The 16171-nt window shown below is 65.7% G+C and carries 11 protein-coding genes, 1 tRNA gene and 2 pseudogenes; 8 read left to right on the forward strand and 6 right to left on the reverse strand.

The window, feature by feature from the left end; genetic code table 11:
- Positions 1 to 23 precede the first annotated feature (23 nt).
- Together AB3L03_RS17920 and acs are read right to left on the reverse strand one after the other, a co-directional pair.
- Complete coding sequence (locus tag AB3L03_RS17920; protein WP_018459693.1) at positions 24 to 539, reverse strand: L,D-transpeptidase; 516 nt, start codon at positions 537 to 539, stop codon at positions 24 to 26.
- A 443-nt stretch (positions 540 to 982) separates the two neighbouring features.
- Positions 983 to 2929 (reverse strand): acetate--CoA ligase, encoded by a 1947-nt coding sequence (acs, locus tag AB3L03_RS17925; RefSeq protein WP_204512902.1) that lies wholly within the window; start codon positions 2927 to 2929, stop codon positions 983 to 985.
- Between the two features lie 400 nt (positions 2930 to 3329).
- On the opposite strand from acs, the gene AB3L03_RS17930 reads away from it, so the two are divergent.
- Entirely contained in the window at positions 3330 to 4499 is a 1170-nt protein-coding gene (locus AB3L03_RS17930) for a DNA topoisomerase IB (RefSeq protein ID WP_018459695.1), read from the forward strand.
- 11 nt (positions 4500 to 4510) lie between these two features.
- On the opposite strand, the gene AB3L03_RS17935 is transcribed toward AB3L03_RS17930, so the two are convergent.
- Complete coding sequence (locus AB3L03_RS17935; protein WP_204512901.1) at positions 4511 to 4966, reverse strand: SRPBCC domain-containing protein; 456 nt, start codon at positions 4964 to 4966, stop codon at positions 4511 to 4513.
- A gap of 101 nt (positions 4967 to 5067) precedes the next feature.
- Here AB3L03_RS17935 and AB3L03_RS17940 point away from each other — a divergent pair, with 101 nt between their 5' ends.
- Positions 5068 to 6162: an adenylate/guanylate cyclase domain-containing protein gene (locus AB3L03_RS17940; RefSeq protein ID WP_204514029.1), complete on the forward strand. Its 1095-nt coding sequence runs from the start codon at positions 5068 to 5070 to the stop codon at positions 6160 to 6162.
- An 81-nt stretch (positions 6163 to 6243) separates the two neighbouring features.
- Here the strand turns inward: AB3L03_RS17940 and AB3L03_RS17945 are convergent, their stop codons facing one another.
- The 3 genes and pseudogenes from AB3L03_RS17945 to tsaD all read right to left on the reverse strand — a co-directional run bounded on the left by AB3L03_RS17945 (position 6244) and on the right by tsaD (position 8714).
- Entirely contained in the window at positions 6244 to 6657 is a 414-nt protein-coding gene (locus AB3L03_RS17945; RefSeq protein WP_204512900.1) for an EVE domain-containing protein, read from the reverse strand.
- A gap of 2 nt (positions 6658 to 6659) precedes the next feature.
- Positions 6660 to 7638, reverse strand: a pseudogene (locus AB3L03_RS17950) (NAD(P)H-dependent glycerol-3-phosphate dehydrogenase).
- A 2-nt stretch (positions 7639 to 7640) separates the two neighbouring features.
- A complete protein-coding gene (gene tsaD, locus AB3L03_RS17955; protein ID WP_018459700.1) occupies positions 7641 to 8714 on the reverse strand; it encodes a tRNA (adenosine(37)-N6)-threonylcarbamoyltransferase complex transferase subunit TsaD in 1074 nt (357 codons plus the stop codon).
- Between the two features lie 162 nt (positions 8715 to 8876).
- Here tsaD and AB3L03_RS17960 point away from each other — a divergent pair.
- From AB3L03_RS17960 to AB3L03_RS17985, 6 genes and pseudogenes are all read left to right on the forward strand, one after another.
- Positions 8877 to 9624 (forward strand): annotated as a pseudogene (locus AB3L03_RS17960) (uroporphyrinogen-III synthase).
- Between the two features lie 69 nt (positions 9625 to 9693).
- The gene (locus AB3L03_RS17965) at positions 9694 to 10971 is read left to right on the forward strand and encodes a COG4223 family protein (RefSeq protein WP_368508990.1); all 1278 of its coding nucleotides are present in this window, start codon (positions 9694 to 9696) and stop codon (positions 10969 to 10971) included.
- Positions 10972 to 11007: 36 nt separating this feature from the next.
- Positions 11008 to 12807 (forward strand): heme biosynthesis HemY N-terminal domain-containing protein, encoded by a 1800-nt coding sequence (locus AB3L03_RS17970; protein ID WP_204512897.1) that lies wholly within the window; start codon positions 11008 to 11010, stop codon positions 12805 to 12807.
- 100 nt (positions 12808 to 12907) lie between these two features.
- Positions 12908 to 12983 (forward strand) — tRNA-Thr (locus AB3L03_RS17975).
- Positions 12984 to 13243: 260 nt separating this feature from the next.
- Entirely contained in the window at positions 13244 to 15628 is a 2385-nt protein-coding gene (locus AB3L03_RS17980) for a hypothetical protein (protein WP_368508991.1), read from the forward strand.
- A 104-nt stretch (positions 15629 to 15732) separates the two neighbouring features.
- Positions 15733 to 16116: a hypothetical protein gene (locus AB3L03_RS17985; RefSeq protein ID WP_085348532.1), complete on the forward strand. Its 384-nt coding sequence runs from the start codon at positions 15733 to 15735 to the stop codon at positions 16114 to 16116.
- Positions 16117 to 16171: the final 55 nt, after the last annotated feature.

A 16171-nucleotide genomic window follows, 5' to 3' on the forward strand; every position in this document is an offset into this window, starting at 1 on the left:
CCGTGTCGTCCTGATGCCGGCGATCAGCGCGTCACGACCACCGTCGTGCCGACCGAGACGCGGCTGTAGAGATCGGTGATGTCGTCGTTGAGCATGCGGATGCAGCCATAGGAGACGAAGCCGCCGATCGAGCCCGGCACGTTGGTGCCGTGGATCGCGTATTCACCGCCGGACAGCGTCATCGCCGCGACGCCCATCGGATTGCGGGGCGAGCCGCCCGGGATGACGTCCGGGATGCTGGGCTTGTCGCGCTTCACCTCGGCGGGCGGCGCCCAGGCCGGATTGCGGTACTTGCCGTCGATGCGGGTGGTGCCGGCCCACTGCTTGCCGGACTTGCCGACGCCGACCGGGTAGCGCACGGCGTGGCCGCTATCGAGGACGAGATAGAGCCGACGCTCGTTGGTTTTGACCACGATGGTGCCCGGCGAATAGTCAGCCAGGTTCGTCCCCACCATTTCCGGCCGCGCCTGCGCCGCCGTCAACGTCAAGACCCCAGTCACGACGGTGGCGGCCAGCGCCACAGCAATCCTCATCGACATCGATTTTCCCCTTGCCCCGAACGGACCGTCCAAGATTACGCAAAACCGGCAATCGCCGGCTCGCCAAGTCCTTGTTAGGGGACATTCTTAACCGCGCCTGTTAACCGGATGGTTTCCACGCACGGCCGCCAAGGGCCAGCCAGCAGGGGGAACAAAGGAAATGTTCGAAACAAAGTAAATGACCTGAAAACAACACTTGGCGGGAAAGATGCCCGGGCGCCGGGGCGCGGCCTGACAAGTGCGTGAGGATGTGAACGGCCGTTGTTCGGGGGAGCGCTAACGCGGGGATGCGATCTCGTGTCCCGGACGCGGCGCAGCGCGAAGCGGTGCGACGCAGAGCCGGGATCTAGAAGGCCACAGAGTCTGCCGTTGCATCGGCCCCGACTCTGCAGCGCACCGCGAAGTGCGCGCTACGCTGCGTCCGGGGCACAGGACGATGTGGCTCAGACCGCCTTTTTGTTCTGACGGTTCTTGACGAGGTCGTCGACCACGCCGGGATCGGCCAGGGTCGAGGTGTCGCCCAGGCTGCCCGGTTCGTCCTCGGCGATCTTGCGTAGGATGCGGCGCATGATCTTGCCGGATCGGGTCTTGGGCAGGCCGGGCGAGAACTGGATCTGGTCGGGCGCAGCGATCGGGCCGATCTCCTTGCGCACCCAGGTGACGAGCTCCTTGCGTAGATCCTCGGTTGGCTCGATGCCGGCCATCAGGGTCACATATGCGTAAATGCCCTGACCCTTGATGTCGTGCGGGTAACCGACCACGGCGGCTTCCGAGACCTTCTCATGCGCCACCAGCGCGCTTTCGACTTCGGCGGTACCCATGCGGTGGCCGGAGACGTTGATGACGTCGTCGACGCGGCCGGTGATCCAGTAATAACCGTCCGCATCGCGCCGGCAGCCGTCGCCGGTGAAGTACTTGCCCTTGTAGGTCGAGAAATAAGTCTGCTCGAAGCGGGCGTGGTCGCCATAGACCGTGCGCATCTGGCCCGGCCATGACCGCGTCAGGCACAGATTGCCTGATGTCTCGCCGTCCAGCACGTTGCCGTCGGCGTCGACGATCTCAGGCACCACGCCGAAGAACGGCTGCGTCGCCGAGCCCGGCTTGAGCTTCGTGGCGCCGGGCAGCGGCGTGATCAAAATGCCGCCGGTCTCGGTCTGCCACCACGTATCGACGATCGGGCAGCGGTCGTCGCCGACGACGCGGTGATACCACTCCCAGGCTTCCGGATTGATCGGCTCGCCTACCGAGCCGAGCAGGCGCAGGCTGGCGCGCGAGGTCTTCTTCACGGGCGCGTCGCCGCTCTGCATCAGCGCGCGGATCGCGGTCGGCGCGGTGTAGAAGATGTTGACCTTGTGCTTGTCGATGACGTTCCAGAATCGCGAATTATCCGGGTAATTCGGCACGCCTTCGAACATCAGCGTGGTCGCGCCGTTGGCGAGCGGTCCGTAGAGAATGTAGCTGTGGCCGGTGACCCAGCCGACGTCGGCGGTGCACCAGTAGATGTCGCCGTCGTGATAGTCGAAGACGTATTGATGCGTCATCGCGGCGAACACGAGATAGCCGGCGGAGGTGTGCAGCACGCCCTTGGGTTGGCCGGTCGAGCCCGAGGTGTAGAGGATGAACAGCGGATCCTCGGCGTGCATGTGCTCGACCGGGCACTCGGTCGTCACCATCTTGGCGGCGTCGTGGTACCAGAGGTCGCGCGAGGGATTCATTTCGACCGCGCCGCCGGTGCGCTTGACCACGACGACCCAGTCGACGCCGTCTGCCTTGGCGAGCGCCGCGTCGACATTGGCCTTCAGCGGCACCTTCTTGCCGCCGCGCAGGCCCTCATCGGCGGTGATGATCACCTTGGACTGGCAGTCGTTGATGCGCTGGGCGAGGCTGTCGGGCGAGAAGCCGGCGAACACCACGGAGTGAATCGCGCCGATCCGCGCGCAGGCCAGCATCGCGTAGGCCGCCTCCGGAATCATCGGCAGGTAGATGGTGACGCGGTCGCCCTTCTTGACGTTCCGGGTGCGCAGGATGTTGGCCATCCGGCAGACCTCGTCGTGCAGCTCCTTGTAGGTGATGTGCCGGGATTGGGAGGGATCGTCGCCTTCCCAGATGATCGCGGTCTGGTTGGCGCGATTGTGGAGATGCCGGTCGATGCAATTATGGGCGACGTTGAGAACGCCGTCCTCGAACCATTTGATGGAGATGTTGCCGGGCGCGAAGGAGACGTTCTCGATCCTGGTCGGCGCGTGCATCCAGTCGATGCGCTTGGCCTGCTCCGCCCAGAAACCGTTCGGGTCCGAGATCGAGCGGGCGTACATGTCCTTGTACTTGGCCTGGTCGACCCAGGCGCGCTTCGCCCATTCTGCGGGGACGTCGTAGATCTTCTCGGACATGTTTCCCTCCACATACGGCGAGCCGAGCACGGACCACTGGCGAGCCGACTTGATCGTTGAACCGATTATGCGTCGGGCTAACCGGACCCGACAAGGTGCACAAGCTGGACCTTCGGCGAGCAGCCTGCCATGCGGAGGATCAAGCCGTTTCGTGCGACTGTCGCAGTTTTGAAACAGGGCGACGGGCGGCTTTGGGGTCTTCACCCAGATGCTCGGAATGGGCCCGCGCAGAGCGCCGTGCATTCAGCAGAGGTATTTAGAAACCGCCTCTCACTGATTCGGGACTCGCAATGCGGTTCGGAACACCCTAAATGGCCAACCCGGGTCCAACGAGACCCCTTGGAACAAAAATCAGAACAGCGGCATTGACCGACAACAGACAGGGCTAAGGCATAAGACTATGATGGATCAGCAGAATCTCGGGACGATACGGCCCGCTTCAGCCGATCCTGCAGCCATCGCGCTGGCCAAAGCCCTCGGACAATGGCCGAAACCGGCCGGTTCCGGCCGTCCCAGCCCGAAGAAAGTGTTCGACGCGGCGCCGTCGACGACGGTCGAGGCCCTCGCCAAGGAACTGGGCCTGCGGCTCGGCGACCAGAACGAGCTGACCATCCGCCGCGTCAGGCGCGGCAAGGGCTATTCGTTCGTGCGGCCTAACGGCGTCCACATCCGCGATGCCCGCACCATTCGGCGGCTGCATTCGATGGCGGTGCCGCCGGCCTATCGCGAGGTGCGCTACTCGGCCGATCCGAGCACGCATCTCCAGGCAGTGGGACGCGATGCCGCGGGCCGGCTGCAATATCGCTATCACGCCGATTGGGAGAAGGTCCGCGAGCAACGCAAGGCGCATCGCCTGGAAAAGCTCGTCGGCGCGCTGCCCAAGATCCGGCGCAAGGTCTCGGCGTTCCTGTCGGGCGACGAGCCGACCCGCGAGTTCGCGCTCTCCGCCGTCATCGAATTGATCGCGCGCACCGCGATCCGCCCCGGCAACGAATCCTATGCCCGTCTCAACGGCACCCGCGGCGCCACCACGCTGCTGAAGTCCAACGTCTCGCTGGAAGACGACAGCTTCGTGCTGACCTTCAAGGCGAAGGGCGGCAAGGCGGTGCGCAAGGAGTGCGACGCGGCCAAGCTCGTGCGCGCCATCGGGATCTTGCAGGGCGTTCCCGGCAAGCGCATGTTCCAGTATCGCGATCCCTATGGCATCGTGCGCGCGGTCAGCACCACGCAGGTGAACGCGTTTCTGCGCGAGATCGCCGGCATCAAGATCTCGCTGAAGGATTTCCGCACGCTGATGGCCTCTGCCGTCGTCGTGGAATCGCTGTCGCGGATCACGCCGGCGACCAGCCAGCGCGGCCGCAAGAAGCAGGTGCTGGAGGCGATCCGCGGCGCTGCCGACCAGCTCTCCAACACGCCGGCGATCTGCCGCAAGAGCTATGTTCACGATACCATCGTCACCGCGTTCGAGGACGGCATCCTGGAACGCTTCGCCGCGACCATGAAGGGCCAGCGCTCGCAGGCCAGGCGCGAGCAGCTTTTGCAGCAGGTGGTGGCGACCGCGGCGGTCTGACCTCGGCGTCGTTACGCGTTGTTGGAAACGCCGTTGTCGGGACCGGGATCGCCGCCCGCGGCTGCCGCCGTGAGCCGTCCCAGATAGTGCGCCCATCCCGTCGCGTGGGCGGCCGCCTGTTCCTCGGTCGGCAGCCCGCTATGGGTCATGCGCAGCAATGTGCCGCCGTCGCGTTCGATCAGGTCGATCTCGATCAGGCTTGAGCCGGGCGGCACTTCCTGGCCGCCCTCCCATCCAAACGTGTAGGCGAGCCGATGCACCGGCACGACTTCGCGGAATGCGCCGCGGGCAACGCCGCCGCGGGGGCCGATGCCTTTGAGCAGATACAGCCCGCCGGGATGTGGCTCCGTGGTCGCGTCGGAACCCATCCAGCTCAAAATCTTCTCGGGGTCGGTCAGGTAGGCGAAAACGGTGGCGCGTGGGGCCGCGATCTGGGTCTCGCGTCGCACTATGAACGGTTCGGTCATCGACGATCACCCATGGGCTGACACTGGGACATGGCGGCGCTCGAGCGGCCCGTCAAGGATTGCCCGTGACAAAGACCGCCTGCCTTCGTCATGATCGGGCCATGCACCTCTCGCCGACACTCGCCTGGCTTGTCGATGCCGCCGCCGATAGCGCCGGCGCCGACCGCCTGCTCGCGGACCTTGGCGCACATCTGGTCGCCGATGGCGTGCCGCTTGCGGCGGGCAGCCTGACGCTGGAGGTGCCACATCCGCTGATCGCGAAACGGACCTGGTTGTGGCGCGCGGAGAACGGCCGGGTGATCGAAGCGCTCGGCTTCGCACCAGGCGGCCTCGCGCCCGACCCGCCCAACGATGCCGGCCGCCGCTGGCTGCGCGACATCGCGGAGGGTGAAGTGCACGAAGATTTGGTCGGACGGCCCGACGGGCCGTTGCTCGGCTGGATCGGGCCGCGTCCGTTCACCGCGGACGAGACCGAGCAATTGCGCCAGGCCGCGCGCTTTGCCGCTACACCCCTTGCCGTACTTGCCGCGCGTGCAACGTTGCGCGCGACGCTGGATGCCTATCTCGGCAAGCGCAGTGCGGAGCGGGTGCTGGCGGCACCCCTGCGGCGCGACCTCGGCGAGACCATACAGGCCGCGCTGCTCTATGCCGATTTGCGCAACTTCACGCTCCTATCGGAAACCAATCCGCCTGCCGAGGTCATCGCGGCGCTCGATGCCTGGTTCGATCGCATCGCCGGCGCGGTCCACGCCTTCGGCGGCGAGGTGCTGAAATTCATCGGCGACGGTGTGCTCGCGATCTTTCCGGTGGTCGGGCCGTCACCGCGCCAAGCGTCCGATGCAACTCTGCGTGCCGCGCGCGCAGCCGAAGCCGGGATGGTGTATCTCAACGCGGAGCGCCGTGCTCAAGGTCTGCCGCCGCTCGCGTTCGGCGCGGCGCTGCATCTCGGCGAGATGCTATGGGGTAATATCGGTGCCGCCAATCGGCTGGATTTCACCGCGATCGGTCCCGCCGTCAATCTCGCCAGCCGGCTCGAAGGATTGTGCAAGCCGCTCGGCAGAACCGTGCTGGTGTCGGGCGCGCTCGCCGCCGAGACCGACATGCCTCTGATCGCGCTCGGATCGCATTCGCTGCGGGGCATCGCCTCGCCATGCGAGGTGTTTGCGCTGCCGGAGAAACAAGCTCCGATGTCGTAGCCCGCATGAGCGTAGCGACATGCGGGATAGCAGCAGTAGTCCTGGATATCGCTTCGCTCATCCGGGCTACAGCACCTAAGCCTACATCCCGCCCATCTTGCAGACGAGCTTCCATTCCTCGGCCGTCACCGGCTGCACCGAGAGGCGCGAATATTTCACCAGGGCCATGTCGGCGAGCTTCTTCTCGGCCTTGATCGCGGCCATCGACACCGGTGTCTTCAAGGGCTTGTCGGCCTTGATGTCGACGCAGACGAATTTCTCGGTCTTGTCGGTCGGATCGGGGTAGGCTTCCTTGATAATCTCCGCGATGCCGACGATCTCCTTGCCCTCGTTGGAATGATAGAAGAACGCCTTGTCGCCCTTCTTCATGGCGACGAGGTTCTGGCGCGCGGTGTAATTGCGCACGCCGGTCCAGGCTTCGCCCTTGGCGCCTTTCGCCACCTGCTGGTCCCAGGACCACACCGATGGTTCGGATTTCACCAGCCAGTACGCCATGTTCATTCCTCCGCCTTGAAAGGTCGCGTCATGAGCCCCGAGATCGCGGCGTCGATCGTGCTTCTGCCGGTCAGGATCGATGCGACGGCTTCCGATACTGGCATTTCGATTTTTTGCGAAGCCGCGAGCTCGATCAGTACCGGCGCGGTGAATTCGCCTTCGGCAAGCTTGCCGGCGGGCGGCTGCTCGCTGCGGCCAAGCGACAGGCCGAGCGCAAAATTGCGCGATTGTGGGCTCGAGCAGGTCAGGATCAGATCGCCGAGGCCAGACAAGCCCGTGAGTGTTTCGCTGCGTGCGCCGAGCGCGCGGCCGAGGCGTGTCAGCTCGGCAAAGGCGCGGGTGGTAAGTGCGGCCTGGGCGGAAGCGCCGAGCTTGCGCCCGACCGCGATGCCGACCGCGATCGCCAGCACGTTCTTGGCGGCGCCGCCGATCTCGACGCCGCGGACATCGGTGGAGTGATAGGGCCGGAACGTCGGCGAGCCCAGCGCCTGCACCAGGTGGCTCGCCAAGGCGTCGTCCTTTGCGGCCAGCGTCACCGCCGTCGGCAGGCCACGCGCGACATCGTCGGCAAAGCTCGGGCCCGACAGGATCGCCGGCTGCGCGAGGCGCGGCCTCGGCGATCACGTCGGTCATGAATTTATGGGTGCCGTGCTCGATGCCCTTGGCGCAGGCAATGATCGGCACCGGCTTTTCCAGGTGCGAGGCGAGCATGTTGACAGCACCGCGCAGATGCTGCGCGGGCACTGCGATCAGCAGCATGTCCGCGCGTGCGGCGAGGGCCAGGTCGCTCGTGACGATGATCTCCGGCGCAAGCCGCACGCCCGGCAGCCGCGGATTGTCGCGGCTCGATGCGATTCGCGTCGCGTGCTCGGAATTGCGCGCACACAGCGTCACGTTCCGTCCGGCCCGCGCCGCCACCATCGCCAGCGCCGTGCCCCAGGCGCCCGCGCCGATCACCGCGACAGATCGGAACGCTGTCATTGCTAGAATCCCGCGCGTGTCTTGCCGTATCCGGCCGGTGCCGTCGCGTTCGCATCGAGCAGCCAGCGCGCGCGAGGCTGTGCTTCCATCGTGTCGGTCATGCCGAGCGCGAGACGTTCCGCGCCGGCCCAGGCGATCATTGCACCATTGTCGGTGCAGAGCGCCGGCGGCGGCATGATCAATTGTGTTCCGGCTTTCCTCGCAACGTCATGCAGCGCGCCGCGGATCGCCTGATTGGCGGCGACACCGCCGGCCGCCACCAGCGCACGCGGTGCACCGAACTGCTCGCGGAAGAGTTTCAGGCCGACGCTCAGCCGGTCGGCGGTGGAGTCGAGCACGGCGGCCTGGAAGCTCGCGCAGAGATCGTTGACGTCCTGCGGTGTGATCTCGGCCAACCGGCTTGCTTCGTTGCGCACCGCTGTCTTCAATCCCGAGAGTGAGAAGTTGGCGTCGGGGCGTCCCTGCAGCGGCCGCGGAAACGCAAATCGCGCGGCATCGCCGTTGGCTGCCGCGCGCTCGACCTGCGGGCCGCCCGGATAGGGCAGCCCCAGCATCTTCGCCACCTTGTCGAAGGCTTCGCCGATCGCATCGTCGACGGTGGTGCCGAGCCGCACATACTGTCCGACGCCGGTGACGGCAACGATCTGGGTATGGCCGCCCGAGGCGAGAAACAGGCAATAGGGAAATTCGAGTGCGTCGGTCAGGCGCGGTGTCAGCGCATGCGCTTCCAGATGGTTCACCGCGACCAGCGGCGTGTCGTGCACCATCGCGATCGCCTTCGCGGTGGTGAGCCCGACGATGACGCCGCCGATCAGTCCCGGGCCCGCGGCGGCCGCGACACCGTCGAGCTGGGCGAAGTCGATGCCGGCCTCAGTCATGGCGCGGTCGATGATGCCGTCGAGCAGGTCGACATGGGCGCGGGCCGCGATCTCCGGTACCACGCCGCCGAAACGGGCATGCTCCTCGACCTGCGACCACACGATATTGGACAGGATCTTGCCGCTGCCGTCAGGCGCACGCTCGATCACCGCCGCGGCGGTCTCGTCGCAGGTGGTTTCGATGCCCAGTACCAGCATTGGCGAATTGTTATCCAATTTGCGCCCTTCCCGCCCCTTGCGCTCATCCGCAAAGCAGAGTTCTGGTACGTCCGGTAGCATTCCGGGGTCGGCCAACGCAATCGTCACGCGCTGCCGTTCCTCGTGAAAGCGCCACCGCCACGTGGTTCGGGAACACAAGCGATGTCCATTCTTGTCACACGGCCGCATCCCGACAATGAGGCGACGTCGGAAAATCTGCGTGCACGGGGTCATGTGGTGCTGCTCGCGCCGGTGCTCAAGTTCGAGCCGGTCGCCTTCCATGACGAGAGTGAAACGAGCTACAGCGCCGTCATTGTCACATCGGCCAATGCGATCCGTGGCGTCGCATCGCAATTACCGGACCTTGGTCTCCTGCAGCTGCCGCTGTTCGCGGTCGGCGAGCACACGGCTGCCGCCGGGCGCGATGCCGGTTTTGCCGAGGTGATCGTCGCCGGTGGCGATGCCGCTGCCCTGCGCGACAAGGTGATGCAGAGCGCGCGCGACAAGCGGCTGAAGAAAAAGAGCACGTTGCTCTATCTCGCGGGCGCGGATCTGTCGCGCGACCTCGGCGGGGAGCTGGGCGCCGAAGGCTTCATCGTCATCACGCAGACGACCTATCGCATGGCGCCAGTCAAGCTGTTGCCGCGCGATGTCTGTGAAGGCTTTGCCGCCCATGGGATCGAGGCGGTGCTGCACTACTCCCGGCGCAGCGCGCGGGCTTTCCTGGAGGCCGCGCGGGCGGAAGGTGTCGAAATCTCGGCTCTGGCGATCCCGCAGTGCTGCCTGTCCGAGCCGGTCGCCGGCGTACTGCGCGAGGCCGGTGCCTCGCAGGTCTCTGGTTGCGGCGACGCCGGACGAAAATGCCTTATTTGACACCTTGGAGCGTGCTTTGCGCACCCGTTTGGCGTAAGAGGTCGGGCCGAATCCGACGCAATCGGGTCCGTTCGTTCAGGGCAGGTAAGTGTGAGGAACCGTCACGATGGCCGACGACAAGCCTGAAGACGCAGGATTGGCTCCCGAGTCCGGCCGCGCCAAGCGCATCCCGCCCACCATCGACCTCGAGGCGACGGAAGTCTCGACCCAGCCGCAGCAGGTGACGGGCGAGCCTGAGGCTGGGGCAGCGACCGAACAGGCCGCGCATGAGCAAGCCAAATCTGAAGAGGAAAAGTCTCAAGAGGAAAAGTCTCAAGAGGAAAAGTCTCAAGAGGTAAGGTCCGAAGAAGCTATTACCGCGCCGCAGCCCGAACCTGCCGAAGAAGAGTCTTCCGTTGCGTCCGCGTCGGTATCGCCGTCGATTTCACCCTGGGTTATCGCTCCGTTCTCCGGCGCCGTCGCAGCCGCAATCGTGATCGCGGTCGGCTGGATGCTGGGCTGGCCTGCCGTGCAGGCGCCGCCGGCTGCTCCGCAAGTGACGGGCGCAACCGTCGAGGCGCTGAGCGGGCGCGTGGCCGCGGTCGAAGCCAAGGCGGGCAAGCCGGCCGCCGATCCGGCCATGGTGGCGCGGATCGATGCGCTGGAGAAATCCGCAACGAGCCTGCGCAGCGAGATCGCCAATCTGCGCGCACAATCCGACAAGACTGCCAGCGCCCTGAACGACGCGACATCGGCGCCGCGCGCTGCCGCGCCCGATCTTGCCGCTCTCAACGACCGCCTCGCTCAGCTCGAGCGTGCAAGCAAGACCGAACGTGCGGAACTCGCACAGCAAAGCGAGAAGATCGCCGACGCGAAGACGATGGACGACAAGCCGCTGCGCCATGTGGTGGCGGCGGCCCTGCTCGACGTCGCCGTTCGCCACGGCGATGCCTACGAGTCGCAGCTCGCCGCCGCGCGGTCGCTGGCAGCAAAGCCGGAGATGCTGAAGCCGCTCGACACCTTTGCGTCGTCAGGCATTCCGACGCCGGTCGCCTTGAGTCGCGAGCTCCTCAACATCGTGCCAAAATTGTCGCCGCGGGCGGAAGCTCCGGCCAGCGGCACCGGAATCGTCGAGCGCCTTCAGGCGGGGGCGTCGAAACTCGTCCGCATCGAGCGTACCGACGGGGTCGGCAACGATCGCGGCGCGATCGTCGCGCGGGTGACGGCGGCTGCGTTGCGCAACGATTTCGGCGAGGCGCGGCGCGAGTTGAAGACGCTGCCCGAGGCCGATCGTGCACCGGCGCAAGCCTGGCTCGACAAGACCGATGCCCGTGACGCCGCGCTCGCCGCGTCACGCAAATTCGCCGACGCCGCCATGGCGGATCTCGTCAAGCCTGGTCAATAAAGGTTCGCGCAACAATCACCGCGTATAGGGATCGTCATGCTTCGCATCGTCCTCTTCCTCGTTCTGATCGCACTGGCGGCGGCCGGCGCGGCCTGGGTTGCCGATCAGCCCGGCGACCTCGTCCTGACTGCGGGCGCTTTCCGCGCCACAACGACGCTTCCCCGCTTCGTGTTCTTGCTTGGTCTCTTTGCCGCGGCAGTCGTGCTGGTCTGGAGCCTGCTGACGATGGCCTGGCGCGCTCCGGGGCGTCTGCGCCGCCGTCGTCACGAAAAGCGCCATGCTCGCGGCCGCCACGCCATCACCCACGGCCTGCTTGCGATCGGCCATGGCGACACCGCGCTTGCCCGTCGCCACGCCGATACCGCGCGGCGGCTGGCTGCAAACGATCCGCTCGCGCTTCTCTTGCATGCGCAATCGGCGCAGCTCGAGGGCAATCGCGACGAGGCCCAGCGCGTCTTCCGTGCCATGGCCGAGCGCGAGGACACGCGCCTGCTCGGCCTGCGCGGCCTGTTCATCGAGGCGCAGCGCGCCGACGATGCGGTCGGCGCCGTGATGATCGCCGAGGAAGCGATCAAGCTGTCGCCGTCCTCGACCTGGGCCTCGCATGCGGTGCTCGGCTTCCGCTGCGCGCGCGGCGACTGGAGCGGCGCGCTCGCGATCCTCGATTCGAATCTGTCCGCGGGCCTGATCGACAAGCAGGCCTATCGCCGCCAGCGCGGCGTGCTGCTCGCCGCCCGCGCGCTGGAATTGGAAACAATGGACCGCGACGTCGCGCGCGAGAGCGTGATGCAGGCGGTCAAGCTCGCGCCGACCCTGGTTCCGGCCGCAGTGCTCGCTGCAAAATTCGAGAGCGAGGCGCATCAGGTGCGCCGCGCCATGAAGCTGGTGGAAACCGCCTGGCTCGCCAATCCGCATCCTGATCTTGCGGATGCCTATGCGCATGTGAAGCTCGGCGATTCCGCGCGGCAGCGCCTGCAGCGGGTCGAGACGCTTGCGGCCAAGATTTCTGCCGACAAGGCTGGCTATATCGAGGGCCAGCTGGCGATCGCGCGCGCCGCGATCGATGCGTCCGAGTTTGCCCGTGCGCGCGCGGTGCTGGCGCCTTACGTCAACGATCCCACCCAGCGCGTGGCGTTGCTGATGGCCGAGATCGAGCGGACCGAGCATGGTGACGGCGGCCGGGCCCGCGCCTGGACCTTGCGCGCGGTGCGCGCCCGCCATGATCCGGCCTGGACTGCGGACGGTTATGTCAGCGACCGCTGGCGTCCGGTTTCCCCGGTCACCGGCCGTCTTGACGCCTTCCAGTGGCAAACGCCAGTCGCGAGTCTTCCTTCCGACAAAGGCGCCATGATCGAATCCTCGGCCTTCGAGGAGGCGATGCTGGCGGCTCCGCCGCCGAAGCGGGTGACGACGGCCCCGAGCGAGAGCCCGGTGGAACCGGCTGTCATGGCGCCGGATCCGGTGCCCGCTCCGCAGGACAATTCGCCGCCCCTTGAAGCCCAGGAAATCTTAAAGGAAGCCGTCGAGGAGACCGCCAAAGAAACCGTCAAGGAAGAGCCGGTCGTCACGCCTGCCGAGCCGCTCAAACCGGCCCCTGAGATCGCCGAATCATCGTCCGCGGCGGCAACGCCGGTGTTCCGGACCCGCGCCGACCTCGGCAAACCTGGACAAGCACCTATTCCCGCCGTCATCCCGATCGTCCGCGCCCCGGATGATCCCGGTATCGACGACGAGGGCCCGAGCGATGAATTTACGGAACAAATCGGCACGCCCAGGGACCACGCAAAGGCCCAGGCCGGCGGCTGGCGCGGATTCTGGTCTCGCTGGGGCGGGTGAGCGGCATATGGGAGCCGGCTCCACCTTGCCAATTCGGGCCATGCCCGATATCAGGAGCGCGCGTAACGGGACCGGCCTCGCGCGGGCCCCGGCATGGTTCGCCGCAATAGCTCAGTTGGTAGAGCACGTCATTCGTAATGACGGGGTCGGGGGTTCGAATCCCTCTTGCGGCACCAGCGCCTTGATTGTCCGGCCCGAAGACATGGGTAACGGAACGTACCCAAGAACGGAACGTACCTAAGACATGGGTGACAGCCTCGTTGTCGAGACGTTGCAGGGTTTTCTGCTCCAGGTCGAAATATCCCAGATCATAGTGCATGAAGCTGACGAGCCAAATGCTTCGCGGCCCGCGTGTCGCGCGCTTTGGTCATTTGCCTTGGATTGACAGCGCGTCCGGACGGCCGAAACTACAGGCAACGCGGCGGCGCGAGGCAGCATGCATGATATCCTGGTGGTTGGGCTCGTCGCGCTGACGTCCGGCGCCATTGGTCTTCCGTTCTCCCTGCTTCTGCCGTCGGACCAGTTTGCTGTGCGCTGGGCGCTCGCGCCGCCGCTTGGCTTCGGCCTCCTCGCCGCAGGAACCGCGGTCCTGTATCTCTCCGGCGTCGCTCCGTGGGTGACGTTGCCTGCGATGGCAATCGCCGGTCTTGTCATTGCCGCTGCAATACGCTTCCCGGCGCTGCGTCGGCGGCCTGAGCCATCGCCCGGACGATGGCTCGCGATGGCGATAGCGATCGCGGCTATTGCGATGGTGTGTCTTGCTCCCGGCTGGACCGGAGGCGCGCGCTTCCGCGTTTTCCAGGCCAACGTCTACGATCATATGTTGTACGTGGGATCGTCGGTCTCGTATCGCGTGCTCGACTACGCAACCCTGGCCATCCAGGGCGCGGACGAGTCGAACTCCAATCCAATTTCAGTGATGGCACTGAAGTTCGTCGACTATCGCGGCGCCGTGTCGATGATCCATGCGGCAATCGCCGCTATCAGTCGCGGCGATGTCGTCGATTGCGCCTATCCGTATATGGTCGGCATGCAGCTCAACATGCTGTTTGCCGCGCTGTTCGTCTTTGTCAACGCGCTCTCGATGCGGCGCTGGCTGGCGTTTGCGTGCGCCGTCGCGCTCACGATCGGCTTCTTCGAACAGTACGTCTTCGATATCAACGCCTGGTCTCAACTTGCGACGCAGCCGATCTTCCTGCTTCTGCTCGCATTCGTGGCGTTCGCCTTCGATCGCAATCGCTTTGGGCAAATGCCCAGCTCGATCATGCGGTTGGGAGCGGTCGTTGCGGCGTTGATGACAGGCGCGTTCTTTCTCTATCCGGAATCGCTGACGATCTACGGTCTCGCCGCGGCGGTTGCGGCCGCGATGGGCTGCTGGCATCGCGCCTCGCGCAAGGCCTTGCCCGTGGCTGCGTCAGGCCTGGCGGCAGGTGTGGGAATATCGCTGTTCGCGTGCATCCCGCTCTGGTCCGGCACGGTTGCCTATGTCGTCCGCCAGCTGAGTCATGCAGCGATCAACCCGCCCGACTGGTGGAAATACTATCAGCGCTACCTGTTCGGCAGTGACGCGAACTTTCTCGATGTCATCGGCAGCCCCGACAATCGTATCGGAGAACTGGCGAACGCCTGGTTCTCATTGCCCGTCGAATCCGCGCTTGCGGGTCTCGGCCTCTATGCGGTGCTGCCGTCGGCGGGTTGGCCCGCCGCGGTGGCGGTTGCGTGGAAATTGCTGCTCTATGGCTTTCTGTTCGTGCTGTTGAGGGGCATCGCAAGAACCGCGTGGACGATCTGGCGCGCCGAGCCGGACGGAAGCGTCGCGCGGCTCCTGGCAGGCAGCCTTGCCGGATGCCTCATGCCGATTGCCATTCTCGCGGCCGGTCATGGTTGGGCCGCGGGCAAGGGCCTGGCCATGGCGACGCCGATGCTCTTCACGCTTGTCATTGCTCCCTTGGCGCGCTTGGTTCCCTTGGCTGCGAATCGGTGGAATCCGGGCGCCGTCGCCGCCGTTGTCGTCGTCGTAGCTGTTCACCTCGGCCTTGGCATGTTGCGGCCGCTGCTGGTGATGCAAGCGGTGGGCGCGAGTCTTCCGGGGCTTCCGACCGCCGCCGCGCAGGTCAACGCGCAAAAGGCGACGTCTCTCGACTGGGACTACAATCGCTTGTCGGCGGACATCAAGAGCTGCAACGCACTCGTCATCGATGTTGCGAATCCGATGATGCACAATTTGTTGCGCCGGCTCGCAGCGGAGCTTCGGGTGCCCTGGGCGGCGCCGCGAATCATGTCCTGGCCCGACACGGCGGGGCGGCCGTATTTTCCCGAAGGTTTTGAAAAGTTCGACTGTCTGGTGGCGTCCGGGCGGCTCACTGCCAATCCGGGGCAGCGGCTGATATCCGTGGCCACAGACCGGTCTTCGCGCGAATTCATGGATGGGCAGCGCAATGAGCTTGAGGTCGGCACGGAAGCCCCGCCGGGGATCGCAACGCGCGGTCTTTTCGGCAAGGAAATCACCCCAGGGGGTGCGCTGCAATGGGCATCACCGAGCGCGCGTCTCGAGATTCCGAACAAGCCTGTGATGCCGGCGCGCACGTTGAAGCTCGAATTGTGGCCCATGCCGATCTGCGGAAACGAGTTCCTGGTCAAGATCAATGGGCGTGAGATCTACAAAGGCGTCGTGCCTGCGGGCCCGTTGTCATTTCCGCTGGATCAGTTTGCAGGCGACGAAACGCTCGTGGTCGAGCTGGACACCAATGCCGTCACGCATTTTCCGGGCGATCCCCGCGACCTCGGTTTTGCGATCCGGGAGCTGAGTGTTCGCCGCTAGCCAATCAACAGATGCGAGGGATGCCGCCGGCGTGATTCGCGTCACATTACCCCGAGCGCGGCTCCCCCAGTGTCCAGCTCACGCCAAACACGGGGAGATTTCATATGCGCAAGATCATTCTGGTGACCGCCATGGTGCTGGTCTCTGCCTCTGCCCAGGCCGGAGGCCCGCGCAGCCTGTCGCTGTCCGCGGTGAGCGAGCCGGCTTCGGTTCAGCAAACGGCGCCGGCGCTTGCCGCCGCGCCGACGCAGGTGAGCGAAGCAGCGCCTGCCGCCGAAGCTCCGAAATATCTCGATCGCCCGCCGGCGGTGTCGCTCAATGCGCCCGCGGCGGTTGCCACACCCACGACCACGACGGCCTCAGCGCCCGCGACGACGACGCAACCCGCCGCGAAGACAACGGCCAAGGCAGACAAGCCGAAGCACAAGCGCAGCTGGACCGAAGGCCGCATCATCAGCGAGCTGCATCGCCATGGCATCTACTGGTAAGATGCCCGCTCTCAAAAGGATATGGCCGGGACAAGCCCGGCCATCACGCGAGAGT

It is taken from the genome of Bradyrhizobium lupini, from assembly GCF_040939785.1.
Taxonomy (GTDB): domain Bacteria; phylum Pseudomonadota; class Alphaproteobacteria; order Rhizobiales; family Xanthobacteraceae; genus Bradyrhizobium; species Bradyrhizobium canariense_D.